The sequence below is a fragment of the Pseudoduganella sp. genome, from assembly GCF_041914865.1.
GTDB lineage: Bacteria > Pseudomonadota > Gammaproteobacteria > Burkholderiales > Burkholderiaceae_D > Rugamonas.
Genome location: NZ_JAYSCO010000040.1, coordinates 1 through 24,924, shown reverse-complemented (window position 1 = coordinate 24,924; position 24,924 = coordinate 1). Strand labels below are relative to the sequence as shown.

Genomic DNA, 24,924 nt, shown 5'->3' with positions numbered 1-24,924 from the left:
CGCGATTCATGAGCACAGCAATTTATAGCCACCCCGACTGCCAGCGCCACGAAATGGGCGGCTGGCATCCCGAATGCCCGGCCCGTTTGCAAGCCATTTCCGACCAGCTGATCAACGCCCACATCGACGACCTGCTGGAGCACCGCGATGCGCCGCTGGCCGAGGTCTCATCGATCGCGCGCAACCACAGCGCCAATGCCATCGCCATCGTGCGCGACAACCTGCCCGCCGCCGGCGACTACTACCCGATCGACGGCGACACTTCGCTCAACGCCTACAGCTGGCAGGCGGCCTTGCGCGCCGCCGGCGCCGCGGTGGCCGCCACCGACGCCGTGATCGACGGCGAGATCGACAACGCCTTCTGCGCCGTGCGCCCGCCCGGGCACCATGCGCGCCCGACCGAGCCGATGGGCTTCTGCCTGTTCAACAACGTGGCCATCGCGGTCAAGCATGCGCTCGATGTGCGCGGCCTGGAGCGCGTGGCGGTGGTTGATTTCGACGTCCACCACGGCAACGGCACCGAGGAGGCGCTGCTCAACGAACCGCGCGCGCTGATGGTGAGCTATTTCCAGCATCCGTTCTACCCGTATTGCGACGTGCTGCCGGAGACGCCCAACCGCGTCAACGTGCCGGTGCCGGCCGGCTCCAAGGGCGACACGGTGCGCGCGCTGGTGCAGGAGAAATGGCTGCCGGCGCTGCACGCCTTCAAGCCGCAGATGATCTTCATCTCCGCCGGCTTCGACGCCCACCGCGAGGACGACCTGGGCGGCATGGGCCTGGTGGAAGCCGATTACGCCTGGATCACGCAGCAGGTCATGGCGGTGGCGCGCGAACACGCGCAGGGCCGCATCGTCAGCTGCCTGGAAGGCGGCTACAACCTGTCGGCCTTGGGCCGCAGCGTGGTGGCGCACGTCAAGGCGCTGGCCGAAATCTGAGATGCTGTCCTTGCTGCTTGCGCTGGCCGGTGCCAGCGCTTTCCCGTATCAGTCGCTGGCCACGCCGGCCAGCTGCACCGTCCCGGACTGGCCGCGCGAAGCGCTGCGCTATGAGATCGAAGGCAACACCGCGCTGGAATTCCGTATCGGCAGCGACGGCGCGGTGCGCGACGCGGTGGTGCGCAGCAGCAGCGGCTGGACCCTGCTGGACCAGGCCGCGCTGGCCGGCCTGGCGCGCTGCCGCTTCAAGCCCGGGCTGGAGGCCGCGCGCCAAGGCACCGTATTCCCGATCCAGTACGCCTGGCGCCTGGAAGGCCCGGCGCCGCTGCGGCCGGTGCTGCAGCCGGGCAGCTGCAAGCCGTCGCCGCGCATTGCCGGCTACGACAACCTGGACCAGCGCCGCGGCGCGCAGGCGGCCATCAAGCTGCGCTTCCTGGTCGACGGCGAAGGGCGGGCGCGCGGCATCGTGGCCGAAACCGGCGGCTTCGCACCGCAGGTGGTGCGCGATGCGGTGGACTACGTGGCCGGCTGCCGCTTCGGCATCGCGCCCGGCGCCAGCGGCGAGCGCACCGATACCTCCTACGGCTGGGTGCTGCTCAGGTAGGCAGGCAAACTTGCAAGGAAGGCAAATGGCGGCAAAGCGCTGCCGCCATGTAAAATAGCGGATTGTTGATTCGATTCGTAAGGCAAGAGCATGTCTATCCAATGGTTCCCCGGGCATATGAACGCCGCCAAGAAAAAGGCGGCGGAACAGATGGCCGACGTCGACGTCGTCATCGAAGTGGTTGACGCGCGCCTGCCTGCGGCCAGCTGCAACCCGCTGGTGGAGGAGCTGCGCAAGTTCCGCTCGCGCCCTTGCCTGAAAATCCTGAACAAGATCGACCTGGCCGACCCGGACGCCACCGCGGCCTGGATCCGCCACTTCGAGCAGGACAAGACCGTGACCGCCTATGCCATGACGACCAAGAAGCCGTCCGACGTGGCGAAGGTGATCGCCAAGGCGCGCAAGCTGGCGCCGCACCGCAACGAGCCGACCAAGCCGCTGCGCATGATGATCATGGGTATCCCGAACGTGGGCAAGTCGACCCTGATGAACGCGCTGCTCAAGCGCCGCGTGGCGAAAGTGGGCGACGAACCGGCGGTGACCAAGCAGCAGCAGAAGATCTACCTGGATATGGAAACGGTCTTGATCGATACCCCGGGCCTGCTGTGGCCGAAAATCGAGATGCCGTCCGACGGCATGGCGCTGGCGGCCTCGCACGCGATCGGCGCCAATGCGCTGATCGAGGAGGAGGTGGCGGTGTGGCTGGCGGAGGAGCTGCTGCAGCGCTATCCGGAACTGCTCAAGGCGCGCTACAAGGCCGACGTGTCGGGCATGGACGGCGTGGCGCTGATCGAACGCGTGGCGCAGCTGCGCAGCTACCGCCTGAAGGGCGGCGACTGGGACTTCGAGAAGGCCTCGCACATGCTGCTGCAGGATTACCGCAGCGGCGCGCTGGGGCGCATCTCGCTGGAGACGCCGGAAACGCGCGCCGTGGCGCTGGCCGCGCATGCGGAAGAGGAGCGCATCAAGGCGGAAGAGGCGGCGCGCAAGGCGGCCGAGAAGGAAGCCGAGCGCATGAAGGGCAAGCGCGGCACCTGAGGCCGCGCGGCCTCAGGCCAGCCGGAAGCTGCTGACCGCCAGCGCCCCCATGAAGCGGTCCTCGTGATACACCACCTGCGCGGCTGAGTCCTCGGCCGCGCCCACCACCACCATCAAGGGCAGCAGATGCTCCTCGCGCGGATGCGCCAGGCGCGCCGCCGGCGCACGCTCCCATGCCAGCAGGCGCGCCGTGCGCTCGGCCGGCGCCGCCGCCATGGTCTCGCGCAGCCAGGCATCGAACACGCGCGCCGCCTCCGCGCCCGAGGCATTGAAGGCCCGCAGGTTATGGAAACTCAGCCCGCTGCCGACAATCAGCACGCCCTCGTCGCGCAGGGGCCGCAGCAGGCGTCCCGCCGCCAGGTGTTCGGCCGGGTCGAGCCCTTGGCGCAGCGACAGCTGCACGATCGGCACGTCAGCCTGCGGGAACGCGGGATACATGGCGCTGAAGGTGCCGTGGTCGAAGCCGCGCTCATGGTCCAGCCGCGCGCGCGTGCCCAGCAGCTGCGCCACGCGCGCCGCCAGCTCCGGCGAACCGGGGGCGGGGTACTGGATCTGGTAGGTATGCGGCGGGAAGCCGCCGTAGTCGTAGATCATGGGCGGCCGGGCCGCCGCCGAGACCAGGAATTCGCCCCCCTCCCAATGGGCGGTGACCACCAGGATGGCGCTGGGCTTGCCGCCGGCCTGGCGCGGCAGGTCGCGCAGGGAAGCGTCCAGCTGGTCGTACGCGCTGCCGAATTGCTCGCGCATCCAGGGCCAGGGTCCGCCGCCGTGCGACAGGAAGAAGGTGGGCAAAGTCGTCATGCCCACCACTATACGCCGCTCAGCGATTCGTTGCAGACAGCGACATCAGGGCAAACAGGCGCGCCGCCCGCATCCAGGCCACGGCCAGCGCGACCAGCTGCGCCAGCACGAAGGCCGCCAGCAGCAGCCAGCCATTGCTGGCCTGGACCTGCAGCCGCGCCACCGCCAGCAGGCCGGCCAGCAGCAGGCCGGCCACGGTCAGCAGCGCATAGCTGCCCAGCATGGCGCCCGGCCGGCGCAGCAGCAGCTGCACGCCCCACCACCAAGCCTTGACGGCCGATGTGCGGCGGCGGTCGATCGCCAGCTGGGCGCGGCCCGCGTCCAGCGTCAGGTTGGCCAGTGCCAGCAGCAGCACGGTGCCGAGCGTGGCGGCGTCCTGCCACAGCGCCGCATCCGACTCCTGCACGGCCCTGGCGGCATAGTCGTCGGCTGCATCCGCCAGGCTGAGGCCCAGGGCCAGCGCCGCGCCCAGCGGCACCGCCGCCCACAGCAGCATGCGCAGCATGCGCGGGTATTCGGCCACGCCGCCGGCCACCAGCTCGCGCAGGGTGGCGGGCTGCGGCGCGCGGCCGGCGGTGACGATGGCGCCGGTCAGGAAAGGCGACAGCAGCAGGGCCATGGCCAGCGCCACCAGGGCGCCCGCCTGCAAGGCCACCGCGTTGCGCCGCACTTCGCTGAACAGGTCGGTCAACGCCAGCATGTCCAGCGCCCGCGCCAGCTCCGGCGCGCGCACGGAATAGTCCAGCGCCGGCGCCAGCGCGCTCCAGAAGGGCAGGGCCAGCACGGCGGTCGGCAGCAGCACGGCGGCCAGCCAGAGCAGCAGCAGGCGCCACTGCAGGGCGGCGCGGCTGGCGTGTTTGAGATTGGTGCTCAGCTTCATACGGTGGCAATCAGGGCGAAGAGGGATTGAAAGATGGCGGCCAGGTCCAGGGTCCAGCGGCGCGACGCGCTGCCGTCCTTTTTCAGGGTGCGGCTGTCATCGAGTTTGTTCACGTCGAGGAAGTGCTTGCCGTCCGGATCGATGCGCGCCGATACCGCCTTGGCCGGCTTGCGCCATTCGAAGGTGTGCCAGCGCTGTTCGCCGCGCCATTGCACGGTCTCCGTGCTGCCGTCGGCAAACGCCACCACCAGGGTTTGCGGCACGTCGGCGCCGCGGCGGCGCACCGTGACGCGGGTCAGGTAGGGGAAGGGGCCGGTGCCCGGCCTGGCGTCCGGATGGGCCTTCTCCCATGCTTCGCGCAGCTTGTCGGCCTGCCGGGCGGCCTGTTCTTCGCTGACGCTGACGCGCTTGCCGTTTTCCAGCCGCATGCCGGGCAGCGGCTCCTGCTCTTCGCTGGTGAAGGACGCAATGCGGTCGTCCACGCGCGTGGCGGCATACACCTGCTGCGCGAAGACGGTTTCCACCAGCTGGCGCTGGCCACTCACCTCCGCCAGCACTTCGCGCAGGTCGGCGATGCTCGGGTGGCGGAATTTCCAGCGCCGGTAGTACTCCCTGAAGGCGCGTTCCATGGTTTCCTTGCCCAGCTGGGCCTCCAGGTCGCGCATGGTGATGGCGCCGCGCGAGTAGACCGGGCCGATGCCCTGCAGGCGGCTGTAGGCGTTCTGGCCCAGCGGGTCGGCCGGTTCGTCGCGCGGGGTGCCCTGGCGCTCGAAGGCGAAATTGTCGACTTGCGGCGCGAAACCGATGGCGCGCAGGAACGGCGTGGTGAGCGGCACCTTGCGTCCTGTGTCGCGCAGCATGCGGTGGTTCCAGTATTCGTTCAGGCCCTCGTCCAGCAAGGGCTCTTCGAACTCGTTGCTGGCCAGGATGCCGTAGAAGTAGCCATGGCCGAATTCGTGGATGGTGACGAAGTCCTGCAGTGCGGCCGGCGTGGTGCCGGCCCGGTAGCCGGGCACGCTGGTGGTGGTGAAGAAGGTCGGGTACTCCATGCCCTCCGCCTCGCTGGCGTTATGCGGCGGCACCACCACGGTCACGGTCTTGTAAGGGTAGGGGCCCAGCGTGCGCGAGAAGTAGTCCAGCGCGTCCTTGGTCGACTGCATGACCGGCGCCGCATTCGATGCGAACTCCGGCGGGTACAGCACGGTGATCTTTACCGGCCCGCTGCCATGGCCGCTCCAGGTATCGACCAGCGGCTTGGCGCTGCGCTTGTCGGCAGTCCAGGCGAAATCGTGCACGTCGCCCTGTACGTAGTGGTGGGTCAGCCAGCCGTCCTTCTCCAGCGGCGCACCCTGCAGCTCGCCGGTGGCGCCCACGATGTATTCCTTGGGCACGGTCAGTTTGACGTCGAAGCTGCCAAAGTCGGCGTAATACTCGGACTCGGCGTGGTACTCATGCGCATTCCAGCGCACGGTGGTGGCGCCGCGCTCGCCCGGCAGCTCCAGCACGGCGATCTTGGGGAACCACTGCGCCACCAGGTGGAAGCTGTCGAAGTAGCCGCTGCGCGCCAGCACGCGCGGCAGCTGGTCGAAGAAGGCGATATCGAGCGTGGTGCTGCCGCCCGGCGCGACCGCCTGCGGCAAGTCCAGGCGCACCACGGTCTGGTCGGTGGCCGGGCCGCCGTCCGGCTGCACGAAGGTCCACGGCACGTCGGCGCCGGCCTGGCGCACGCTGCGCAGGTCCATATAGCCCCATTCGCCGTCCTGGCTCAGGCTACTGTTGCGGATGCCCTGGCCCGACTTGCGCTGCTCGGTGTGGAAGGTGCTGTCCGCGTTCTGGAAGGCGTTCAGGTACAGGTGCAGGTAGACGCTGCGCACCGGTTGCGCGCTGCGGTTGCGCCAGGTCAGGCGCTGCTTGCCGTCGATGGTGTGCTTGACCGGGTCCAGCGTGGCTTCGATGCGGTAGTCCACCACGCGGTCGGACAGGGTGGCTTCCTGCCCGCTGCGCATGCCGCCCCAGGCGCCGGGCGCACTCGGTTGCGTGACGGCCGCCGCGCGCGGCGGCGCCAGCGGGATATCGGTGCCGCTGGCGGGCAGCGTGCCGGCGCCGGCGCCTTGCGCCAGCAGGCTGGCCGACAGCGCTGCGCCGCCCAGCAGGGCGGCCGCGGCCAGTAAATGTGCGATGCGCATAAATCCCCGTTAAGTAATTGGCAACGCGAAAATATACCAAACTAATTACCAAACTTTCATGCGATTTTTAAGCAGCGTATAATGTGCGCGCCCTGGTGCCCGCTCCCTGTTCATGGGAGCAGTTAAACGGGAAACGCAATGTGCTGCCCCCGCAACGGTACGCAAGCGCCGTCGTCCCGACGGCAGGCCGCGCCAATGACCACTATGCAGCCGCATAGGAAGGTGGCCCGGTCAGTCTTGCCAGCCCGGATACCGGCCAGGGAGGTGGAAGCGCGCCCGCGCGGCGCGACTTCTGTGGATTCCGGCTGCGGGGACGCAGGCGGATACTTTTTCGATTCGCATGTCATGACCATTTTCTCCCCACGCTGCGCACTGGCTGCAGCCCTTGCCCTGTGCTTCGCCGCGCCTGCCGCGGCCCAGAACACCCAGGATTCCCAGACCATCGTGATCAGCGGCGCGCGCTTCGCCAGCGACCCGTCGCTGCTGCCGATCGGCGCCAGCACCATTACCGCCGCTGAGATCCGCCGTGCCGGCGTGACCGACGTGAACCAGGCGCTGCGCAAGATCGGCGGCGTGTACGGCCGCCAGAGCCTGACCGGCAGCCCCGATTTCAGCCTCGACCTGCGCGGCTTCGGCGCCACCAGCGACCAGAACGTGGTGGTGGTGCTGGACGGCGTGCGCATGAACGAGAACGAGCTGACCCCGGCCACCCTGTCCACCATCCCGATCGACCTGGTGGAGCGCATCGACATCATGCGCGGCGGCGCCAGCGTGCTGTATGGCGAAGGCGCCACCGGCGGCGTGATCAGCATCGTCACCAAGCGCCCGAAAGCGGGCGCGCGCGGCGGCAGCATGTTCGCCGAACTGGGCCGGTTCGACAGCGCCGACGTGCGCCTGGGCGCGGTGCAGGGCTTCGACGGCGTGGCGATCGACGCCTCGGCCGCCCACCAGCGCACCGACAACTACCGCAAGAACAATGCATTCAAGCAGTCGCGCTTCAACGGCGGCGTGCAGTTCAACGGCGACTTCGGCCGCCTGTCGCTGCGTGCCGACATCGCGCGCCAGGACCAGCGCTTCGCCGGCAGCCTGAACGAAGCCGAGTTCCTGGCCAACCCGCGCCAGACCAAGACCCCGGACGATTTCGGCAAGATGGACAGCGACCGCTACACCGCCGCCTGGGAACGCAAGGTCGGCGCCTTCGACCTGGCGGCCGAACTGGCGCACCGCACCAAGGATGTGGAAGCGACCTACTTCGGCTCCAAGTCGGTGTACGACAGCAAGCAGACCCAGTTCTCGCCGCGCGTGCGCCACCTGGCGCAGTTCGACGGCCTGCTGAACGAGCTGGTGGCCGGCTTCGACTTCGGCCGCTGGAACCGCGTCACCCATTCCGACTATTCGGCCGCCGACGCCACCCAGCGCAGCAAGGCCTTCTACCTGCGCGATGAAGTGAAGTTCGCCGGCGCGCAGCAGGTGCGCCTGGCCGCCGGCGTGCGCCGCGAGCTGTTCGACAAGGACTCGGTCGACCCGGCGCCGTTCACCAGCGCCACCTACAGCATCAAGCAGGCGCACAACGCCTGGGAGCTGCAGGGCAGCATGCTGGCCGCGCCGGGCCTGACCGCCTGGGCCAAGGCCGGCCAGAGCTACCGCGTCGCCACCTCCGACGAAAACGCCTACACCCCGCAAGCCAACAAGCCGCTGGAAACCCAGACCTCGCACGACAGCGAGATCGGCCTCGGTTACGTGCTGGGCGCGGCCAAGGTCGATGCGCGCCTGTTCCGCCACAAGCTGGACAACGAGATCTATTACGACCCGACCGCCGGCCTGTTTGGCGCCAACACCAACCTGGCCCCGACCGAGCGCAAAGGTTTTGAGCTGGACGGCAGCTACCGCTTCGGCGGCATGTGGGAAGTGCAGGGCCACTACCAGCAGGTGGACGCCAAGTTCCGCGCCGGCGGCAATGCCGGCCGCGAAGTGCCGCTGGTGCCGAAGCACATCACCACCGTGCGCCTGGCCTGGCTGCCGGGCGACGGCCAGAGCGCCGACCTCGGCGTGCAGCGCGTGGCCCAGCAGCGCGTCGGCAGCGACTTCAGCAACAGCTGCAGCGCGCGCATCCCGGCCTACACCACGGTCGATGGCCGCTACGCGCGCAAATTCGGCCAGTGGGAGCTGGCGCTGAGCGCACTGAACCTGCTCGACAAGGACTACTACAACCAGGCCTTCGGCTGCCGCAGCGGCATCTACCCGGACAACGGGCGCCAGGTGAAAGTCTCCGCGCGCTACGACTTCTAAGCGCTGCCGGCGCTTAAAGCCGGCTTAAAGCAGCCCCGTTGGCGCCAATTTGGGCCGCGGGGCTGATCACAGGGCGCAAAAAATGGTAATCTCGCTGCGTTTACTATTTCCCTGTAAGGATCACCATGCGTCTGCTGCGCCTCCTGCTTGCCTCCGCCGTCCTGATGTTCACCGCCGCCGGCGCCTCCGCCGCCGACCCGAAAGAGGGCGTGGACTGGCGCACCCTCGACACCCCTGTGCGCAGCGAAGCGCAGGGCAAGAAAGTCGAAGTGGTCGAGTTCTTCATGTATTCCTGCCCGCACTGCTTCGCGCTCGAGCCGAAAATGTCGGCCTGGGTCAAGCAGAATGCCGACAAGGTGCACTTCCGCCGCCTGCACTTCGCGCGCAGCGAAAAAGATGTGCTGGCGCGCACCTACGTCACGCTGGAATCGATGGGCCTGGCCGAAACGGTCAGCCAGAAGATCTTCAACGCCATGCACGTCGACCACAAGCGCCTGATGCGCGAAGACGAGATGTTTGCCTTCCTGGCCAGCGCCGGTGTCGACAAGGCCAAGTTTGAAGCGGCCTACAAATCCTTCGGCGTCGAGTCTAAAATGAAGCGTATGGCAGCCACCATCGGCCAGTACAAAGGCGTGGACTCCGCCCCGACCCTGGTGGTTGACGGCCGCTACGTCACCTCGCCGTCGATGGCCGGCCGTCCGGGCCTGCCGGAAAGCCAGCACCACGCCGCCGCGCTGGCGGTGGTGGATTACCTGGTTGCCAAGGCTGCCGCCACGAAAAAGTAAACCATGGATCAACGTGAAGAAGGCGTGATGCGCGCGTACCGGGAATCGGCCCCAGACGAGGCCGGCCTGGTCGGGCGCACCTGGGTCAACCACCTGGCCTGGACCCTGGTCGTGCTGCTGGCCGGCCTGGTGTTCTGGCTGGTGCTGGCCGTGGTCAATGCTGAGAACCAGCGCAATGCCCTGGCCAACAAGCAATGCCGCGACCAGGTCTTCAAGGAAGAGATCGACCGCACCTGCCTGCTGACCGTGCACTCGCGCGAGCACTGGTGGCAGCACCTCTGGTATGCCATGAAGCACACCACGCCGCAGAAGTAAGCCGAAAAAAAATGGGGACGTACCCCATTTTTTTTCGCGCAGCGAAAAAATGGGGTACGTCCCCATTTTTTTTCGCCAAGTCAGGCTGCGACGTCGAGGTTGGCGAGCTGGCGCTTGAACAGCTGTTCCTGCACGCGGATGTCGTCGCCGTTGTAGCCGTCGTAGGCGCGCGTGGTGCGCGACCAGACTTCCGGCATCACCTGTTCGATCAGGTTGCGGCCGGCTTCCGTCAGCGTGATCATCACGCAGCGGCGGTCGCCCGGGCGGTTGCCGCGGGTGATCAGGCCCTGGGCTTCCAGGTCGTTGCAGACGCGGGTCAGGTTGGCCGGCTTTTCCATGCAGGCTTCGCCGAGGTTGGAAGCGGTCGAAGTCTCGTTCTCCGATCCATACAGCACCGCCAGCACCATATAGCTGGCATCGACCAGGTCGTACTTGCGCAATACCGAATTCGCCAGATCCTTCATGCGTTTCTGGACGTGATAGGTCATGCGCAGCAGGCGTACCAAGTCTTCCGGGAACTCCGGGATGCGAGTATGAATGTTTTTCAGGCGCTTGTTGGTTGCGTCAAAACTACTCATCTTGCAGGCACTCCTGTGCAATTTGTTCAAGCCTGAATTGTACTAGTGTTGACCTAAGGTAAATACCCTTTTGATCTGCATCAAACGTTTTGTGCGCTTCCACTGTAACGAAATGTTGCATCTTTTTTGCAAGTTACATATTGGGAAAACCTTATACCTGCATCTAAAGTTCGGCATTGCTTGAGTTTTGCCAAATAAGAAGTTGTGGAACAAATGTTTCACAACTGTGTTGGCATCTTCCAACACTGCGCCCCCTGAACCCGGAAAACATTAAATTAAAGGAAACAGGAGGTCACCATGTCAGGCAACAGTACTTTAGACCCGGACAACCTTCCGGGGCGCCCGGATCGCGAGATCCACAAGGGGCACGGCACCGGGGCGCTCGGCCCCAGCGATTCGTCCGATTCCGGCAGCGACTTGCAAGGGGCGCTGCCGGGCGGGCCGGGCGATACGGAACTCGATAGCGATTCCGACCGCCAGGGCACCGGCGAGCGCGCCAGCGTGGAGCGCGATACGCCAGCGCCGGACGGCGCCGATATCGATACCGACCACATTGAGAGCATGCCCGAGCGCCGCGAGCCAGGGCAGGGCGACGCCGAACGCGGCAAGTGAGCGGCAATGTCAACTTTGTAAACATTTCCCTTTTGATGAGAATGATTATCATTTATTATTGCAATTGATTATTATTTACAATTGCAATAAAGGGAATTATGAAGTTGAAGTCCATCGTTGCCGCCCTGGCGGGCGTGCTGCTGGCCGCCCCTGCGCTGGCCCAGCAACACCTCGACACCGTGATCATCAGCGGCGACAAGCTGCGCCGCGCCGAAATCGACAGCAACGCCAGTATCGGCATCCGCACCGGGCGCCAGATCGAGAATGCGGGGAATGAAACCATTGAAGATGTGGTCAGCCAGATGGCCAACGTCAGCACCGCGGCCGGCCTGGCGCTGCGCGGGATCCCGCTGACCGGCGCCACCGGCGGCAGCGGCCAGACCGTGACCATCACCATCGATGGCGTGCCGCAGGGCGGCTTTGCCCAGGATATCGATTACATGAGCGCCTGGGACATGGAGCGCGTGGAAGTGCTGCGCGGCCCGCAATCGACCAACCAGGGGCGCAACTCGCTGGCCGGCGCGGTGGTGATCCGTTCGCGCCTGCCGTCCGACAAGACCGATTTCGCGGCCCGTGCCGCCATGGGCAGCGATGGCCTGCGCCGCATCGCGCTGGCCGGCGGCGGCGCGCTGAGCGAGAACGTGGCGGCGCTGCGCATCAGTGCCGAGAAGCGCCATAGCGATGGCGAAATCCACAACACGACGCGGCGCGACCGCAACTGGGCGCGCGAAGATGGCCACAATGTGCGCGCCCGCCTGCGCCTGACGCCATGGGGCGACAACTACCAGGCCCTGTTCTCGCTGTCGGAAGAGCAGTTCGAGAAGGGCGACCGCCAGGTGGAAGCCGTGACGCGCGACCCGCGCGAGCGCATCGCCCTGGCCAATGAAAGCAGCAGGGCGCGCAACCGCAGCCGCAATGGCGCGCTGGAGCAAACCCTGCGCGCCTTCGGCGCCGATTTCACGCTGCTGACCACCTGGGCCAACAGCCGCTTCGACCGCGATGGCGATTACGACATGACGGAGCTGAACCAGGGCACGCACGGCGGCATCTACAGCAACCGCCAGCTGACCCAGGAAATACGCGCCAATTTCGATACCGCGCTGGGGCAGGGCAAGCTGAAAGGCGTGCTTGGCGCTTACTATTCGCATGAACGCACCGGCGCCGACAAGGGCTACCGCGTGCCGCTGTCCTATGTGCTGGACATGATCGGCCAGTGCCCGAGCGTGGCCGCTTGCGAAGCGATGTTCAGCGCCGATTTCATCGAACGCCGCAACGACGAAAGCGGCAAGGTGCGCAGCCGCGCCGTGTTCGGCGAGGCCGACTACGGCGTGGGCGCGCTGACCCTGACCGCCGGCTTGCGCTACGACGCCGAAAAGCAGGAGCGCACGATCGGCACCGTCACCAGCGGCACCACGCCGATGGCGCGCCAGGTCTTCCAGAAACTGATCGCGGCCGGCGCCTTCGGCCCGGACGGCGTACAGCACCTGGCCAGCGATGCCGGCGTGTGGCTGCCGAAGTTCGGCGCGCGCTACGCCCTGTCGCCGGAGTGGGTGGCCGGCCTGACCGTGCAGCGCGGCTACCGCACCGGCGGCGTCGATTACAGCTACCAGCGCGGCGCCAATGCCTATGGCCCGGAGTACACGAAGAACTACGACCTGTCGCTGAAAGGCGCGCTGCCGCAGCGCACCTTCGTCAGCGCCAACCTGTACCGCATCGACTGGAGCGACCAGCAGGTGAACATGGCGCGCAACAGCATCGACAACTTCATCGTCAACGCGGGCCGCTCGCGCCTGATGGGGCTGGAGCTGGAAGCGCGCCGCGCCATGACGCGCGAGCTGGAAGTGTTCGGCGCGCTGGGCTTCTCGCACACCGAGTTCCTGGACTTCAAATCGCCGCAGGGCGACTTCACCGGCAACGAGTTCGCGCGATCGCCGCGCCGCACGCAGTCGGCTGGTTTCAACTGGACCCCTGGCCGCCTGCTGGCCAACCTGCACCTGGCGTATGAAGCCAAAGGTTTCAGCAATGCCGACAACCTGACCAGCAACCAGAGCCACCTGCTGTTGGGCGGCAAGCTGGCGTACAGCTTTGCCAACGGGCTAACGGCATTCGCCAGCGGCAGCAACCTGCTCGACCGCGATTACATCATCTACAACCACCTGAACTCGGTGCCGGGCCGGCATAGCGTGATCATGGGCCATGGGCGTAAGCTGGCCTTCGGCCTGGAAGGGAAGATCTGAGGCACGCCATGATGACACTGATCTCTGTAATCGCTGCCTTGCTGGGCGGGGCCTGCCTGGCCTTCGCCTCGCCGCAGCAGGGCGGGCGCAAGGCGCTGCGCCTGGCCTGGCTGCCGCTGCTGCCGGGCGCCGTGGCGCTGGCCGCGCTGGACTACGGCTTCTGGCCCGGCTTCTTCATCGCGCTGACAGCCTTCATGCTCGGCATGGTGCTGCTGCCTTACCTGAATGCTTACCGGAGGATGCGCCATGCTGGGTAAAGCAAGCGCCGCCACTTTCCTCGGCATGCCGCTGGCGGCCGGCATGGTCGGCATCCTGGTCCTGCTGCTGCGCGACCAGCGCACCTGGACCTTGCCTTTGCTGCTGGTGTTTTTCCTGGCCTGGGTTGGCGTGATGGCGCTGGCCTTCCAGTGCCGCAACGGCTGGCGCGCCTGGCTGTGGATGGGCAGCGCAACGGCCGGCGTGTACGGCTTGATGCATGTGCTGAAGGCCAGCGGACTGGCGCGGGTGGCGGCATGAAGGCGGCTACCCTGCGCAACTATATGGCGCTGCACACCTGGAGCGGGCTGCTGGCGGGCTTTGGCCTGTTCATCGCCTTCTTCGCCGGCGCGCTGACGGTTTTCCACGAGGAGCTGGAAATCTGGGAAACCCCCTCGGCCCAAACGGCGCCGATGGAAAGCACGGCCAGGGCGCAGCAGTTGATCGACGCTTTCCTGGCCGCACACCCGGAGGGCCGCAAGAGCTTCGCCCTGGGATTGCCGACCGAGGCCGAGCCCGAGCTGCGCATCAGCTATGGTGACCATGGTCATGAACGCGAATTCCAGCTCTCGCCGCAAGGTGAGCTGGTGGAGCAAAAGCACGAGTCGGAACTGGCGCACCTGCTGTACCGCTTGCATTACACGGCCGGCTTACCGGAGGCGTGGGGCGGTTATGTGCTGGGCGTGGTGTGCGTGCTGTACGGGCTGGCGCTGGTGTCGGGCGTGGTGCTGTACGCACCGGGCTTCCTGAAGGACTTGTTTGCGCTGCGCGTCGGCAAGAACCTGAAGCGCATGTGGCAGGACGCGCACAATGCGATCGGCATCCTGTCGCTGCCATTCCATATCCTGTTCGCGTGGAGCAGCGCGGTGCTGGCGCTGGGCGTGCTCTTGATGGCGCCGTTCCAGTACCTGGTCTTCGAGGGCAAGCTGCTCAACCTGGTGCAGGACGACATCGCGCTGAGCGCGCCGGTCAAGCCGAGCGGCAAGCCGGCGGCCGTGCTGCCGGCGCCGGAACTGATCGCGGGGCTGGAACGCGCTGCGCCTGGCACCCGTTTCTATCACCTGCGCTATCACCACATCGGCGATGCGGCGGGGCAGGTGGAGGCTTACGGCGAAGCGCCGGCCGGCCAGCTGACGCGCCTGACGGCGGTCGTCGCCAGCACCAGCGATGGCAGCATCAAGCGCCTGGTCACGCCGCAAAATGCCAGCCCGGGCAATGTTTTCCTGCGCGGCTTGCAGTCGCTGCATTTCGGGAATTTCGGCGGCTATGCGCTGAAGTGGGTCTACTTCGTGCTGGGCATGGCGGGGGCTTTCCTGTTCTACAGCGGCAACCTGCTGTGGATCGAGTCGCGCCGCAAGCGGCAGGGCCTGCAGAAGCGCAGCGCGCGCCTGATGGCGGGGCTGACCCTGGGCGTCTGCCTGGGCAGCGTGGCGGGCATTGGCGCGCTCCTGCTGGTCAATAAGACCATCGGCGGCGTGCAGGCGGAGGAGTATGCCTACTACGGCGTGTTCGGGCTGGCCGTGCTGTGGGCCCTGGTGCGGCCGCCGGCGCGCGCCGCGCATGAACTGCTGTGGCTTTGCGCGGCGCTGTGCGCGGCGCTGCCATTGGCCCAGTGGTGGCGCAGCGGCCTTGATCCGGTCAGCGCTGCGCTGGCGGGGCAATGGATCATGCCAGGCGCCGCCGCCATCGCCGTTTCGTTCGCTATCGGCTTCGCGCGCATGGCGCGCGCGGTGCTGCGGCGCGGCCTGCATGGCGACCCGGCCAGCGTGTGGAGCTTGCAGGCGACGGCGGCGCCTCAGGCGCCAGCGGCTGGCGAGGCTGGAGCAATGGCGGGCGAGGCTTCGGCCTTGGCCAGATAGATCGGCGTCACTTCGAGCAGGGTATCGATGGCGACGCGCAGTTTGGCCGGCATATACGGCGTATGCGGCCAAACCAGGTGCATTTGCGACGCTTCCAGCTCGCCGCAGTCGAACAGTACTTCCAGTTCGCCGCGTTTGACATAGGGCGCCACCAGCCAGCACGGCAGCCACACCAGCCCCATGCCCGCCGCGGCGGCATCGGCGATCACCTGCAGGTCGTCGAACATCAGGCGCTGTACCGGCAGCAGGTCGCGCGGCTTCTCGCCCGGCGTCGCGATTTCCCATGCCTTCACCAGCCGCCCGCGCGCGTAGAGGATGCCATCGTGGCGCGTGACGTCATCCAGCTGCGCCGGCCGCCCATGCCGCGCCAGGTAGGACGGCGCGGCGCAGATCAGCATGCGCTGCTGGCCCAGGCGGCGCGCGGCCAGCGTGCTGCTGTCGGCCAGCGGCCCCACGCGCAGGCCGATGTCGAAACCCTCCTCAATCAAATCCACCACCCGGTCGTTGAATGAGATGTCGAGCGCCAGCTTGGGGTAGCGGCGCGCCAGTTCCAGCATCAGCGGCGCCACGAACTGGCGCCCGAACAGCACCGGCACGCTGACGCGCAGGCGCCCGGTCGGCTCGCTGCGGCCGCTGCCGATGCAGGCTTCGCCGGCGTCCAGTTCGGCCAGCGCGCGCACGCAGCGTTCGTAGTAGGACTCGCCGGCTTCGGTCAGGCTCTGGCTGCGCGTGGTGCGGTGGAACAGGCGCACGCCCAGGCGTTCCTCCAGGCGGGCGATGGTCTTGGCCACGGCCGAACGGGTCTGGTGCAGGCGCACCGCGGCGGCGGAAAAGCTGCCCGCTTCCACCGCATGCACGAAGACGTTGATGCCGTTCAAACGCTCATTCATATTGTTTCCATTTGGTTGACAATTTGTTGAGAAAACTCCACCACTGTGGAGTCCGGGGAAACTATATAGTTCTTTCCACCTCAACACAAATACCAAGGAGCTTCCCATGCATGCTTACCACATTACCCCCGGCGCCGGCATCGACAGCCTGCAGCACGTCCAGCTGCCACAGCAGGCATTGCAATACCATGAAGTGCGCGTCAAGGTGCGCGCCGTGGCCCTGAACTACCGCGACCTGATGGTGGCGCACGGTACCTACCCGACTTCCGGCGAAGGCGCCGTGGTGCCGGGTTCCGATGCCGCCGGCGAAGTGATGGAAGTCGGCCCTGGCGTCACGCGCTTCCGCGTCGGCGACCGCGTCGCCACCAACTTCTTCCCCGAGTGGGTGGAGGGCAAAGTGAGCCCGGAGAAGACGGCCGCAACGCTGGGCGCCGGCGGCAAGGGCGTGCTGGCGGAGGAGCTGGTGATCCACGAAGACGGTCTGAGCGCCGTGCCGGCCCACCTCAGCTACGAAGAAGCGGCGACCCTGACTTGCGCCGGCGTCACCGCCTGGAATGCGCTGTTCGTCGAAGGCGGCGTGAAAGCCGGCGACACCGTACTGCTGCTGGGCACCGGCGGCGTCTCGGTGTGGGCGCTGCAGCTGGCGCGCGCGGCGGGCGTGCGCACCATCGTCACCTCGTCCAGCGACACCAAGCTGGAAAGGGCGCGCGCACTGGGCGCGGACGTGCTGGTCAACTACCGCAAGAACTCGGAGTGGCAGGAAGAAGTGCTGCGCGCCACCGGCGGCAAAGGCGTCGACCTGGTGCTGGAAGTGGGCGGGCAGGGCACGCTGGCGCGCTCCATCGCCGCCGTCGCCATGGGCGGCAAGGTGGCCGTGATCGGCGGCCTGGGCGGCGGCTTTGAAACCGGCATCCAGCTGCTTGGCCTGGTGGTGGGCGGCAAGAACATGAGCGGCATCTACGTCGGCAGCCGCGCCATGCAGGAAGACTTGTCGCGCCTGGTCGCCCAGCGCAACATCAAGCCGGTGGTGGATAGCGTGTTCGACATCCACAAGGCGCGCGAAGCCTACCAGCACCTGGCTTCGGGCAACCACTTCGGCAAAGTGGTGATCAGCGTTTAATCAGGGTTTGCGCCACTGGACCGGGATCTCGCGCAGTTCCCGGTCGTTCCACAGCTGTACGCGGGCCATTACCCGGCTGTTGGCGCCGAACTCGAAATGGATGTGGCTCGCAAAGTATTCGTATTGCGGGCCCATTTCCGCTTGCGCCAGCTGCACGGCATGCTCCGCATCGGCGCTGTGCACGGCCGCCGCCTGCAAGCCGGCCACGGCCACCGCCAGCACCGCGCCCAGTCCCAGGGGAATGCGCATATCGCGCACCTTGCGGCCCAGCGCCGCGCGCGCTTCCAGCATCGGCGTGCTGCCAAGCTGGCGCAGGATGAACAGCACCATCGCAAGGGAAATCAGCTGGGTGGCGGTTTCCCGGAACAAGGCGGACGGGATGAAGCGCAGCTGCGCCATCAGCAGGCCTGCCGGCTGCAGCAGGAAGCCCGCAAGCAGCAGCAGGGCAGCCGGCATCAGGCAAAGCCAGGCCAGCCAGCGCACAGCGGAAAGGGCGCGCACATTGCCGAACGCGATCAGTATCCCGAACAGGATATTGACGTTGGCGAACTGGAGGTGGAAGCTGCCGGCCGGCGCGTTCGCCATGGCCAGTGCCGCCTGCACAATGCCTGCCAGCGCGACGATCGCGCCGGTGCGGCGCAGATCGATGGTTTCTTGCGATTTTTGCATGATCACACCTGAAAAAAAGCCCGCGGTTGCGGGCTTTCTTCATTGAGCACAGCGCCGCAATTAAGCGAATTGCTGGGCCACGAAGTTCCAGTTCACCAGGTTCCAGAACGTTTCAACGTACTTCGGACGGGCGTTGCGGTAGTCAACGTAGTAAGCGTGTTCCCACACGTCGCAGGTCAGCAGCGGCTTGTCGGCGCCGGTCAGCGGGGTGGCAGCGTTGGAGGTGTTGACGATTTCAACCGAACCGTCGGCCTTCTTCACCAGCCAGGTCCAGCCGGAACCGAAGTTGCCCACGCAGGACTTGGTGAATTCAGCCTTGAAGTTGTCGAAGGAACCGAACTTGGCGTTGATCGCGTCAGCCAGGGCACCGGTCGGCGCGCCGCCGGCGTTTGGCGCCATGCAGTTCCAGTAGAAGGTGTGGTTCCAGACCTGGGCTGCGTTGTTGAACACGCCGCCGGAGGACTTCTTCACGATTTCTTCCAGGGACAGGTTCTCGAACTCGGTACCCTTGATCAGGTTGTTCAGGTTGGTGACATAAGCCTGGTGATGCTTACCGTAGTGGAATTCCAGGGTTTCCTTGGAGATGTGCGGCTGCAGCGCGTCCATTGCATACGGCAGTGGTGGCAGGGTATGTTCCATGAATGTTTCCTTTGAATGAGACGAAAAGTTATTTTTGCCGAAACGGCCACTATTGTAATACGAACGCTAGGTGAGCGTCGGTTGCACCGAGGCCACGCCGACTTCGGCGCTGCCCTGCGCCAGGCGCACGCCCAGCGCCTGGCCCGGTTTGATGTGGGCCGGGTCGCGCAGCACGGCGCCGGCGGCATCGGTGACGATGGCGTAGCCGCGCTCCAGCGTGCGCTGGGGATTCAGTAGCTCCAGCTGCGCCGACAGGGCGTTCAGCGCATCGCGCCGCTGCGCCAGCTGGCCGCGCATGCTGGCGCCGGCCCGGTGCTGCAGCGCCGCCATGGCCGCCCGCGCCGCGGACGGGTCGGGTTTGCGCGCCGCCAACCGCGCCGCCAGCCGGTCCACGGTAAAGCGCGACTGCTGCAGCGGGTTGCGGGTGGCATGCATCATGGCGGTGGACAAAGCCTTCAGCTGCAGGCGCTGCTGCGCGATGCGCGCGGTGGGGCTGAGCAGGCGGCGCTGCAGGTTGTCCAGGTTTTGCGCGGCGTCGCCCAGCGCGCGGCGCATGGCGCGGCGCAGGTCGGTGGCATCGGCGCGCAGGGAGCCGAGCCAGTCGGCGCGCGGGGTGGCCGCCAGTTCGGCCGCCGCCGTGGGCGTCGCGGCGCGCACGTCGGCCGCGAAATCGCAGATCGTGAAGTCGGTTTCGTGGCCCACGCCGGATACCACCGGCACCGCGCAATTCGCCACGGCGTAAGCGACCACTTCCTCGTTAAAGCACCACAGGTCCTCCATGCTGCCGCCGCCGCGCACCACCAGCAGCACATCGCATTCGGCGCGGCGCGAAGCGGTATCGATAGCCGCCGCAATCTGCGCGCCGGCCTGCTGGCCCTGTACCAGGGTAGGGTAGAGCACTACCTGCACATGCGGCGCCCGGCGCCGCAGCGCGATCAGCACGTCGCGCAGGGCCGCCGCCTGCGGGCTGGTCACAATGCCAATAGTGCGTGGAAACAACGGAAGTGCCCGCTTGCGCTCGGGCGCGAACAGGCCCGCCGCCGCCAGCCGCTCCTTCAGGCGCTGGAAGGCCTCGAACAGCGAGCCGACGCCGGCGCGGCGGATCGCTTCCACATTGATCTGATAGTCACCGCGCGGCCCGTACAGGGTGACCAAGGCCCTTACTTCCACCTTGTCGCCCTCGCGCGGCACGAAGCCTGCGTACTGGGCGCGGCCGCGGAACATAACGGCGCGCACCTGCGCCGCGTCATCCTTGAGCGTGAAGTACCAATGGCCGGAACTGGCGCGGGTGAAATTCGAGATTTCCCCAGATATCCACTGCAGGGGGAAAGAGCGCTCCAGCAGACGGGCAACCGCCTGGTTCAGGGCGCTAACGGAGATGACCTGGTTCGGTTCGGGGCTGTTGATCATGGACCTGTCCACACTTCTTGAAAGCGGTCATGCTTATGTCATATATCACTTCATACTGCAAGCATTTTTTGTAAACACATGATTATTAAGGGTAAACGCCAATGCTACATTAGCGGGCAATTTACGAATTTCCTTATAGATCAAGGACTTTCCGCTAGCCCTGGTCTGTTACGCACAAAGATATCCACAGAATATGTGAGGAACTCAGCCGTAGCAAAATTGGCCTGATGAAAATGTTTGCAGGGTAACTTTCATTTTAGAAATCAAGGACTTGGCACTCCAGTCTGTCCCTTGCTAACAATTTTATCCACAGAACTTGTGGGAAAAATTGCGTGGAAAAAGCTGCCTAAAAAATAGGCGTGAGCGGAATGTTCTTGAGAATCAAAGACTTCCCCCGCCTCCTGTCGCCTTGCTCACAATATTGTCCACAGAATTTGTGCAGAAGGCCAAGAAATGTCCAGTTTTGTTCCTGACCCCGGAGTGGACATTTCGGTGCGGAATTTTTACGCATGGCAAGAATGTGCTTATGAATCAAGGACTTTGGCATGCTGGTGTGGCCTTGCTCACAATCTTATCAACAGAATATGTGGGGAAGTGCACAAGTGGTCAAGCTGTGAAAAATGCCATTGCGCATTTTTTGTGCTTGAGAATAATTCTGTTTCCTATCAATGGCTTAGCATATAAAAGCCTTCCTTCCCCACAATATTGTCCACAGAATATGTGCAGAACCGCCACCCTTGGAAGCTGATGAAATTTTTTGCATTAGAAAAAATCATAGTGAAATCATGGGCTTAGGTGCTAATGCTGGGCTTGCCAACAATCTTGTCCACAGAAAATGTGAAGAAAGCGCACACTTGCCGGATAAGCTCCAACAGGCTACATTGCGCGTTTAGGATTTCTTTCACAGGAGTACGTCTTGCTCGCAATTTTCCAGGCCGCCGGCTGGCCCATCTGGCCTCTGCTGATCGCTTCCATTGTTGCCACCGCGCTGATCATTGAGCGCCTGATGTATCTCCGCCGCACCCGCATCATTCCCAAGACCCTGCTGGACGAAGTTGTGCGCGTTTACCGCAGCGGCAATATCACGCCTGAGATCATCGAGAAGCTGGAAAAGTCGTCGCAGCTCGGTGTTGTCCTTTCGGCAGCGTTGCGAAATGTTAACGCTCCGCGCGATGTGATGAAGGAATCGATCGAAGAGGCGGGCGGCGGCGTGGCGCACCAGCTGGAGCGCTTCCTGACCACCCTGGGCACCATCGCCACCCTGGCCCCGCTGATGGGCCTGTTCGGCACGGTGGTCGGCATGATCGAGATCTTCGGCTCCACCAATGCGGCCGGCACCAACCCGGCGCAGCTGGCGCACGGCATCTCCGTGGCCCTGTACAACACCGGCTTCGGCCTGGCGATCGCGATGCCAACCCTGGTGTTCTACCGCCACTTCCGCGCGCTGGTGGACTCCTTCGTCATCGACATGGAGCAGCAGGCGGTCAAGTTCGTGGACATCGTCCACAACAGCCGCAAGTAAGCGAGGATCGATCCTATGGCGATGAATTTCCGCCGCGGCCAGAAGCGCGAAGATCCGGAGATCAACCTGATCCCGTTCATCGACGTGCTGCTGGTGATCCTGATCTTCCTGATGATCACCACCACCTACAGCAAGTTCACCGAGCTGAAAATCACGCTGCCGACCGCCGATGCGGAGAAAGCGGTGGAGCAGCCGGACGACCTGAATGTGACGGTGGACGCCAAAGGCAACTACACCATCAACGGCACGCCGGTGTCGTTCCGCGACGTGCCGGGCCTGGCCGAGAACATGAAGGGCGTCGCCAAAGGCGGCAACCCGGTGGTGAAGATCAATGCCGACCAGTTTGCGATGCACCAGATGGTGATCAACGTGATGGAGGCGGCGCGCATCGCCGGCTTCGACCGCGTGACCTTCGAGGCGCAGACGGCCCAGGCCAAGTAGTTAATGGCCTCTTCCCTGGAGACGACCCTCTCGCGCGAGTGGCTGCGGCGCGGGCCGCTGGCCTGCGCCTTGTGGCCGGTGTCGCTGCTGTTCCGCGCCCTGGCCGGCGCGCGCCGCGCCGCGTTCGCGGCCGGTTTGGCGCAGGCCGAGCGGCTGCCGGTGCCGGTGGTCGTGGTGGGGAATATCTTCATTGGCGGCACCGGCAAGACGCCGCTGACCATCTGGCTGGTGGAGGCGCTGCGCGCCGCTGGCTTTTCGCCGGGCGTCGTCTCGCGCGGTTTCGGCAGCAAGGATGCCGCGCCGCGCGAAGTCGGCGGCGCTTCGACGCCTGCCGAAGTGGGCGACGAGCCGGTGCTGATCGCCGCCCGCACCGGCTGTCCGGTCTTCGTCGGGCGCCGCCGCGCCGCCGCCGGCCGCGCCTTGCTGGCGGCCCATCCCGGCGTCGACGTGATTGTTACCGATGACGGCTTGCAGCATTACGCCCTGGCGCGCGACATCGAGATCGTGCTGTTCGACGGCCGCGGCGTCGGCAATGGCTGGACGCTGCCGGCCGGGCCGTTGCGCGAGCCGCCGGCGCGCCGGCGCGACTTCACCGTGGTCAACGCGGCGCAGCTGACGCCCGCGCTGGCGGCCGCCGTCGCCCCGTCCGGCGCCGCGCCGTGGCAGATGCGCCTGGCGGGGGAGGTGGCCGAACGCCTGGCCGACCGCAGCGAGCGGGTGCCGCTGGCGGAACTGGCGCGCCGCGCCGCCGCAGGTGCCGGGCTGCGCGTGGCCGCCGCGGCGGGCATCGGCAACCCGGCCCGCTTTTTCGGCATGCTGCGCGCCGCCGGCCTGCAGCCGCAGGAGCTGCCGCTGCCCGACCATCACGACTTCCAGGACCGCCCCTTCGCCGCCATCGAGGCCGACATTATTCTGGTGACGGAGAAGGATGCAGTAAAATGCTGGCAAATTGAAGAATTACGCAACGATCCCAGAATCTGGGTCGTTCCAGTCAGCGCCAGCATCGACCCGGCGCTGGCCGATCAAATTGTGGAGAAACTACGTGGACGCACGCCTGCTTGATATCCTGGTCTGCCCTGTGTGCAAGGGCCCTCTGGAGTACGACAAAAAAGCCCAGGAAATGATTTGCAAAGGCGACCGCCTGGCATACCCGATCCGCGACGGCATCCCGATCATGTGGGCCGACGAGGCGCGCACCCTGCCAGACACCACGGAGTAAGCGGTGTCGTTCATTGTCATCATCCCGGCCCGCCTGGCCTCGACCCGCCTGCCCAACAAGCCCCTGGCCGACCTGGGCGGCAAGCCGATGGTGGTGCGCGTGGCCGAACGCGCCCGCGAAGCCGGCGCCGAACGCATCATCGTCGCCACCGACCACGCCTCTATTAAAGAAGCCTGCGAACAGCACGGGGTGGAAGTGTGCATGACCCGCGCCGACCACCCGTCCGGCACCGACCGCATCGCCGAGGTGGCGCGCGCCCTGAACCTGGCGCCGCAGGCGGTGGTGGTCAACCTGCAGGGCGACGAGCCGCTGATCGACCCGCACCTGCTGCAGGCGGCCGCCGCCCGTATCGGCGCCGATGTGCCGATGGCCACCTGTGCCCATCCGCTGCACGACGCGGCCGACGCCTTCAACCCGAACGTGGTGAAGGTGGTGCTCGACAAACAGGAAAACGCCCTGTATTTCAGCCGTGCCACCATCCCGTGGCACCGCGATGCCTTCGCCACGGACAAGTCGGCCTTGCCGGCCGGCTACGTACCGCTGCGCCATATCGGCCTGTACGCCTACCGCAACGATTTCCTGCAAGCCTACCCGGCGCTGGAAGTGTCGCCGCTGGAGGGTATCGAGGCCCTGGAACAGTTGCGCGTGCTGTGGCACGGCTACCCGATTGCGGTGCACGTCACCGATTCCGCCCCGGCAGCAGGGGTGGACACGCCGGAAGACCTGGCGCGTGTGCAGGCTTTCTACAAAAGTGGCGTATAGGTTAACTTTTGTGGTAAGTTTCTAGCAAGGTGGCTAAGGCATCATCAAAAAATTATTATTAAATCGTTTAGGAACATTCATGCGTCTCATTCTGTTAGGAGCACCAGGTGCCGGCAAGGGCACCCAGGCCAACTTCATCAAGGAAAAGTACAACATTCCGCAGATTTCCACCGGCGACATGCTGCGCGCCGCCATCAAGGAAGGTACTGAACTGGGCCTGGCCGCCAAGAAAGTAATGGACGCTGGCCAGCTGGTTTCCGACGACATCATCATCGGCCTGGTGAAAGACCGCCTGAAGTCGCCGGACTGCGCCAACGGCTACCTGTTCGACGGCTTCCCGCGCACCGTTGCGCAAGCCGACGCCATGAAAGACGCCGGCGTTGCCATCGACTACGTGCTGGAAATCGCCGTACCGGACGACCAGATCGTCGAACGCATGAGCGGCCGCCGCAGCCACCCGGCTTCCGGCCGCGTGTACCACATCAAATTCAACCCTCCTAAAGTCGAAGGCAAGGACGACGTCACCGGCGAAGACCTGGTGCAGCGCGACGACGACAAGGAAGAGACCGTCAAGAAACGCCTGGACGTTTACCACAACCAGACCGAAGTGCTGCTCGGCTATTACGGCGAGTGGGCCAAATCGGGCGAACCTGGTGCGCCGAAGTACCGCAAGATCGAAGGCGTTGGTCCAGTCGAGGAAATCCGCGAACGCGCATTCGCGGCTCTGTCCAGCTAAAACACATCGCGGCTAAAGCGGGGCGGGAAAAAAATGGGGACGTACCCCATTTTCCCGCAAGGCGGGAAAAATGGGGTACGTCCCCATTTTTTTCCCGCGCCCGCGGTCTATCCCCATCGGCCCCCGTGGGCGGGCAGCGGCA

26 protein-coding genes and 1 riboswitch are annotated in these 24,924 nt (G+C 65.6%); of the genes, 18 read left to right on the top strand and 8 right to left on the bottom strand.

Annotation, left to right across the window (positions count from 1 at the left end; genetic code table 11):
- The first annotated feature begins 8 nt into the window (after positions 1 to 8).
- From ACE3TQ_RS17920 to ylqF, 3 genes are all read left to right on the top strand, one after another.
- Entirely contained in the window at positions 9 to 935 is a 927-nt protein-coding gene (locus ACE3TQ_RS17920; protein WP_374583650.1) for a histone deacetylase family protein, read from the top strand.
- Between the two features lies 1 nt (position 936).
- Positions 937 to 1,539 (top strand): energy transducer TonB, encoded by a 603-nt coding sequence (locus tag ACE3TQ_RS17915; protein ID WP_374583649.1) that lies wholly within the window; start codon positions 937 to 939, stop codon positions 1,537 to 1,539.
- 90 nt (positions 1,540 to 1,629) lie between these two features.
- Positions 1,630 to 2,577, top strand: a complete 948-nt coding sequence (ylqF, locus tag ACE3TQ_RS17910) for a ribosome biogenesis GTPase YlqF (RefSeq protein WP_374583648.1) — start codon at positions 1,630 to 1,632, stop codon at positions 2,575 to 2,577.
- 12 nt (positions 2,578 to 2,589) lie between these two features.
- Here ylqF and ACE3TQ_RS17905 read toward each other — a convergent pair whose 3' ends face one another.
- From ACE3TQ_RS17905 to ACE3TQ_RS17895, 3 genes are read right to left on the bottom strand one after another with little or no spacing between them, the layout of a single operon-like run.
- Entirely contained in the window at positions 2,590 to 3,378 is a 789-nt protein-coding gene (locus tag ACE3TQ_RS17905; RefSeq protein ID WP_374583647.1) for a class III extradiol ring-cleavage dioxygenase, read from the bottom strand.
- Between the two features lie 19 nt (positions 3,379 to 3,397).
- Positions 3,398 to 4,258, bottom strand: coding sequence for a hypothetical protein (locus ACE3TQ_RS17900; RefSeq protein WP_374583646.1), 861 nt, complete (start codon positions 4,256 to 4,258; stop codon positions 3,398 to 3,400).
- On the bottom strand, positions 4,255 to 6,444 hold the full coding sequence (locus tag ACE3TQ_RS17895; RefSeq protein ID WP_374583645.1) for a M1 family metallopeptidase: 2,190 nt from the start codon (positions 6,442 to 6,444) through the stop codon (positions 4,255 to 4,257). The genes ACE3TQ_RS17900 and ACE3TQ_RS17895 overlap by 4 nt, the downstream gene beginning before the upstream one ends.
- Positions 6,445 to 6,520: 76 nt before the next feature.
- Positions 6,521 to 6,720, top strand: a riboswitch (cobalamin riboswitch).
- 69 nt (positions 6,721 to 6,789) lie between these two features.
- Here ACE3TQ_RS17895 and ACE3TQ_RS17890 point away from each other — a divergent pair.
- The 3 genes from ACE3TQ_RS17890 (at position 6,790) to ACE3TQ_RS17880 (ending at position 9,833) form a co-directional block, all read left to right on the top strand.
- Positions 6,790 to 8,733, top strand: a complete 1,944-nt coding sequence (locus ACE3TQ_RS17890) for a TonB-dependent receptor (protein WP_374583644.1) — start codon at positions 6,790 to 6,792, stop codon at positions 8,731 to 8,733.
- Between the two features lie 125 nt (positions 8,734 to 8,858).
- A complete protein-coding gene (locus ACE3TQ_RS17885) occupies positions 8,859 to 9,518 on the top strand; it encodes a thiol:disulfide interchange protein DsbA/DsbL (protein ID WP_374583643.1) in 660 nt (219 codons plus the stop codon).
- Positions 9,519 to 9,521: 3 nt separating this feature from the next.
- Positions 9,522 to 9,833 carry a hypothetical protein gene (locus ACE3TQ_RS17880; protein ID WP_374583642.1) on the top strand — a complete coding sequence of 104 codons (312 nt, stop codon included), beginning with the start codon at positions 9,522 to 9,524 and terminating at the stop codon, positions 9,831 to 9,833.
- Positions 9,834 to 9,913: 80 nt separating this feature from the next.
- Here ACE3TQ_RS17880 and ACE3TQ_RS17875 read toward each other — a convergent pair whose 3' ends face one another.
- Complete coding sequence (locus tag ACE3TQ_RS17875) at positions 9,914 to 10,411, bottom strand: MarR family winged helix-turn-helix transcriptional regulator (protein WP_374583641.1); 498 nt, start codon at positions 10,409 to 10,411, stop codon at positions 9,914 to 9,916.
- A gap of 297 nt (positions 10,412 to 10,708) precedes the next feature.
- Here ACE3TQ_RS17875 and ACE3TQ_RS17870 point away from each other — a divergent pair, with 297 nt between their 5' ends.
- From ACE3TQ_RS17870 to ACE3TQ_RS17850, 5 genes are all read left to right on the top strand, one after another.
- On the top strand, positions 10,709 to 11,023 hold the full coding sequence (locus ACE3TQ_RS17870) for a hypothetical protein (RefSeq protein ID WP_374583640.1): 315 nt from the start codon (positions 10,709 to 10,711) through the stop codon (positions 11,021 to 11,023).
- Between the two features lie 98 nt (positions 11,024 to 11,121).
- Positions 11,122 to 13,260 (top strand): TonB-dependent receptor, encoded by a 2,139-nt coding sequence (locus ACE3TQ_RS17865; protein ID WP_374583639.1) that lies wholly within the window; start codon positions 11,122 to 11,124, stop codon positions 13,258 to 13,260.
- 8 nt (positions 13,261 to 13,268) lie between these two features.
- Positions 13,269 to 13,517, top strand: coding sequence for a hypothetical protein (locus ACE3TQ_RS17860; RefSeq protein WP_374583638.1), 249 nt, complete (start codon positions 13,269 to 13,271; stop codon positions 13,515 to 13,517).
- Positions 13,507 to 13,776, top strand: coding sequence for a hypothetical protein (locus ACE3TQ_RS17855; protein WP_374583637.1), 270 nt, complete (start codon positions 13,507 to 13,509; stop codon positions 13,774 to 13,776). The genes ACE3TQ_RS17860 and ACE3TQ_RS17855 overlap by 11 nt, the downstream gene beginning before the upstream one ends.
- The gene (locus tag ACE3TQ_RS17850) at positions 13,773 to 15,374 is read left to right on the top strand and encodes a PepSY-associated TM helix domain-containing protein (protein WP_374583636.1); all 1,602 of its coding nucleotides are present in this window, start codon (positions 13,773 to 13,775) and stop codon (positions 15,372 to 15,374) included. The genes ACE3TQ_RS17855 and ACE3TQ_RS17850 overlap by 4 nt, the downstream gene beginning before the upstream one ends.
- Here the strand turns inward: ACE3TQ_RS17850 and ACE3TQ_RS17845 are convergent.
- Positions 15,311 to 16,264: a LysR family transcriptional regulator gene (locus ACE3TQ_RS17845; RefSeq protein WP_374583635.1), complete on the bottom strand. Its 954-nt coding sequence runs from the start codon at positions 16,262 to 16,264 to the stop codon at positions 15,311 to 15,313. The genes ACE3TQ_RS17850 and ACE3TQ_RS17845 overlap by 64 nt on opposite strands.
- A gap of 106 nt (positions 16,265 to 16,370) precedes the next feature.
- Here ACE3TQ_RS17845 and ACE3TQ_RS17840 point away from each other — a divergent pair, with 106 nt between their 5' ends.
- Positions 16,371 to 17,384: an NAD(P)-dependent alcohol dehydrogenase gene (locus ACE3TQ_RS17840; RefSeq protein WP_374583634.1), complete on the top strand. Its 1,014-nt coding sequence runs from the start codon at positions 16,371 to 16,373 to the stop codon at positions 17,382 to 17,384.
- On the opposite strand, the gene ACE3TQ_RS17835 is transcribed toward ACE3TQ_RS17840, so the two are convergent.
- From ACE3TQ_RS17835 to xseA, 3 genes are all read right to left on the bottom strand, one after another.
- Entirely contained in the window at positions 17,385 to 18,053 is a 669-nt protein-coding gene (locus tag ACE3TQ_RS17835; protein ID WP_374583633.1) for a hypothetical protein, read from the bottom strand.
- 60 nt (positions 18,054 to 18,113) lie between these two features.
- Entirely contained in the window at positions 18,114 to 18,692 is a 579-nt protein-coding gene (sodB, locus tag ACE3TQ_RS17830) for a superoxide dismutase [Fe] (protein ID WP_374583632.1), read from the bottom strand.
- Between the two features lie 66 nt (positions 18,693 to 18,758).
- Positions 18,759 to 20,102, bottom strand: coding sequence for an exodeoxyribonuclease VII large subunit (xseA, locus tag ACE3TQ_RS17825; RefSeq protein WP_374583631.1), 1,344 nt, complete (start codon positions 20,100 to 20,102; stop codon positions 18,759 to 18,761).
- 916 nt (positions 20,103 to 21,018) lie between these two features.
- Here xseA and ACE3TQ_RS17820 point away from each other — a divergent pair.
- The 6 genes from ACE3TQ_RS17820 (at position 21,019) to adk (ending at position 24,782) form a co-directional block, all read left to right on the top strand.
- Positions 21,019 to 21,624, top strand: a complete 606-nt coding sequence (locus ACE3TQ_RS17820; RefSeq protein WP_374583630.1) for a MotA/TolQ/ExbB proton channel family protein — start codon at positions 21,019 to 21,021, stop codon at positions 21,622 to 21,624.
- A gap of 21 nt (positions 21,625 to 21,645) precedes the next feature.
- A complete protein-coding gene (locus ACE3TQ_RS17815; RefSeq protein WP_374583677.1) occupies positions 21,646 to 22,065 on the top strand; it encodes an ExbD/TolR family protein in 420 nt (139 codons plus the stop codon).
- Positions 22,066 to 22,068: 3 nt separating this feature from the next.
- Entirely contained in the window at positions 22,069 to 23,127 is a 1,059-nt protein-coding gene (gene lpxK, locus ACE3TQ_RS17810; protein ID WP_374583629.1) for a tetraacyldisaccharide 4'-kinase, read from the top strand.
- Positions 23,108 to 23,284, top strand: a complete 177-nt coding sequence (locus ACE3TQ_RS17805; protein ID WP_342120554.1) for a Trm112 family protein — start codon at positions 23,108 to 23,110, stop codon at positions 23,282 to 23,284. The genes lpxK and ACE3TQ_RS17805 overlap by 20 nt, the downstream gene beginning before the upstream one ends.
- A gap of 3 nt (positions 23,285 to 23,287) precedes the next feature.
- Entirely contained in the window at positions 23,288 to 24,046 is a 759-nt protein-coding gene (gene kdsB, locus ACE3TQ_RS17800) for a 3-deoxy-manno-octulosonate cytidylyltransferase (RefSeq protein ID WP_374583628.1), read from the top strand.
- 79 nt (positions 24,047 to 24,125) lie between these two features.
- Positions 24,126 to 24,782, top strand: coding sequence for an adenylate kinase (gene adk / locus ACE3TQ_RS17795; protein WP_374583627.1), 657 nt, complete (start codon positions 24,126 to 24,128; stop codon positions 24,780 to 24,782).
- Positions 24,783 to 24,924 lie beyond the last annotated feature (142 nt).

What these genes read in the sequence shown, in the direction of transcription:
- ACE3TQ_RS17855 (WP_374583637.1), top strand. Translation starts at nt 13,507, where the DNA reads ATGCTGGGTAAAGCAAGCGCCGCCACTTTCCTCGGCATGCCGCTGGCG.
- ACE3TQ_RS17900 (WP_374583646.1), bottom strand. Translation starts at nt 4,258, where the DNA reads ATGAAGCTGAGCACCAATCTCAAACACGCCAGCCGCGCCGCCCTGCAG.
- ACE3TQ_RS17845 (WP_374583635.1), bottom strand. Translation starts at nt 16,264, where the DNA reads ATGAATGAGCGTTTGAACGGCATCAACGTCTTCGTGCATGCGGTGGAA.
- adk (WP_374583627.1), top strand. Translation starts at nt 24,126, where the DNA reads ATGCGTCTCATTCTGTTAGGAGCACCAGGTGCCGGCAAGGGCACCCAG.
- ACE3TQ_RS17875 (WP_374583641.1), bottom strand. Translation starts at nt 10,411, where the DNA reads ATGAGTAGTTTTGACGCAACCAACAAGCGCCTGAAAAACATTCATACT.
- ACE3TQ_RS17865 (WP_374583639.1), top strand. Translation starts at nt 11,122, where the DNA reads ATGAAGTTGAAGTCCATCGTTGCCGCCCTGGCGGGCGTGCTGCTGGCC.
- ACE3TQ_RS17840 (WP_374583634.1), top strand. Translation starts at nt 16,371, where the DNA reads ATGCATGCTTACCACATTACCCCCGGCGCCGGCATCGACAGCCTGCAG.
- lpxK (WP_374583629.1), top strand. Translation starts at nt 22,069, where the DNA reads ATGGCCTCTTCCCTGGAGACGACCCTCTCGCGCGAGTGGCTGCGGCGC.
- ACE3TQ_RS17915 (WP_374583649.1), top strand. Translation starts at nt 937, where the DNA reads ATGCTGTCCTTGCTGCTTGCGCTGGCCGGTGCCAGCGCTTTCCCGTAT.
- xseA (WP_374583631.1), bottom strand. Translation starts at nt 20,102, where the DNA reads ATGATCAACAGCCCCGAACCGAACCAGGTCATCTCCGTTAGCGCCCTG.
- ACE3TQ_RS17890 (WP_374583644.1), top strand. Translation starts at nt 6,790, where the DNA reads ATGACCATTTTCTCCCCACGCTGCGCACTGGCTGCAGCCCTTGCCCTG.
- ylqF (WP_374583648.1), top strand. Translation starts at nt 1,630, where the DNA reads ATGTCTATCCAATGGTTCCCCGGGCATATGAACGCCGCCAAGAAAAAG.
- ACE3TQ_RS17835 (WP_374583633.1), bottom strand. Translation starts at nt 18,053, where the DNA reads ATGCAAAAATCGCAAGAAACCATCGATCTGCGCCGCACCGGCGCGATC.
- ACE3TQ_RS17885 (WP_374583643.1), top strand. Translation starts at nt 8,859, where the DNA reads ATGCGTCTGCTGCGCCTCCTGCTTGCCTCCGCCGTCCTGATGTTCACC.
- sodB (WP_374583632.1), bottom strand. Translation starts at nt 18,692, where the DNA reads ATGGAACATACCCTGCCACCACTGCCGTATGCAATGGACGCGCTGCAG.
- ACE3TQ_RS17880 (WP_374583642.1), top strand. Translation starts at nt 9,522, where the DNA reads ATGGATCAACGTGAAGAAGGCGTGATGCGCGCGTACCGGGAATCGGCC.
- ACE3TQ_RS17850 (WP_374583636.1), top strand. Translation starts at nt 13,773, where the DNA reads ATGAAGGCGGCTACCCTGCGCAACTATATGGCGCTGCACACCTGGAGC.
- ACE3TQ_RS17905 (WP_374583647.1), bottom strand. Translation starts at nt 3,378, where the DNA reads ATGACGACTTTGCCCACCTTCTTCCTGTCGCACGGCGGCGGACCCTGG.
- ACE3TQ_RS17920 (WP_374583650.1), top strand. Translation starts at nt 9, where the DNA reads ATGAGCACAGCAATTTATAGCCACCCCGACTGCCAGCGCCACGAAATG.
- ACE3TQ_RS17870 (WP_374583640.1), top strand. Translation starts at nt 10,709, where the DNA reads ATGTCAGGCAACAGTACTTTAGACCCGGACAACCTTCCGGGGCGCCCG.
- ACE3TQ_RS17895 (WP_374583645.1), bottom strand. Translation starts at nt 6,444, where the DNA reads ATGCGCATCGCACATTTACTGGCCGCGGCCGCCCTGCTGGGCGGCGCA.
- ACE3TQ_RS17860 (WP_374583638.1), top strand. Translation starts at nt 13,269, where the DNA reads ATGATGACACTGATCTCTGTAATCGCTGCCTTGCTGGGCGGGGCCTGC.
- ACE3TQ_RS17815 (WP_374583677.1), top strand. Translation starts at nt 21,646, where the DNA reads ATGAATTTCCGCCGCGGCCAGAAGCGCGAAGATCCGGAGATCAACCTG.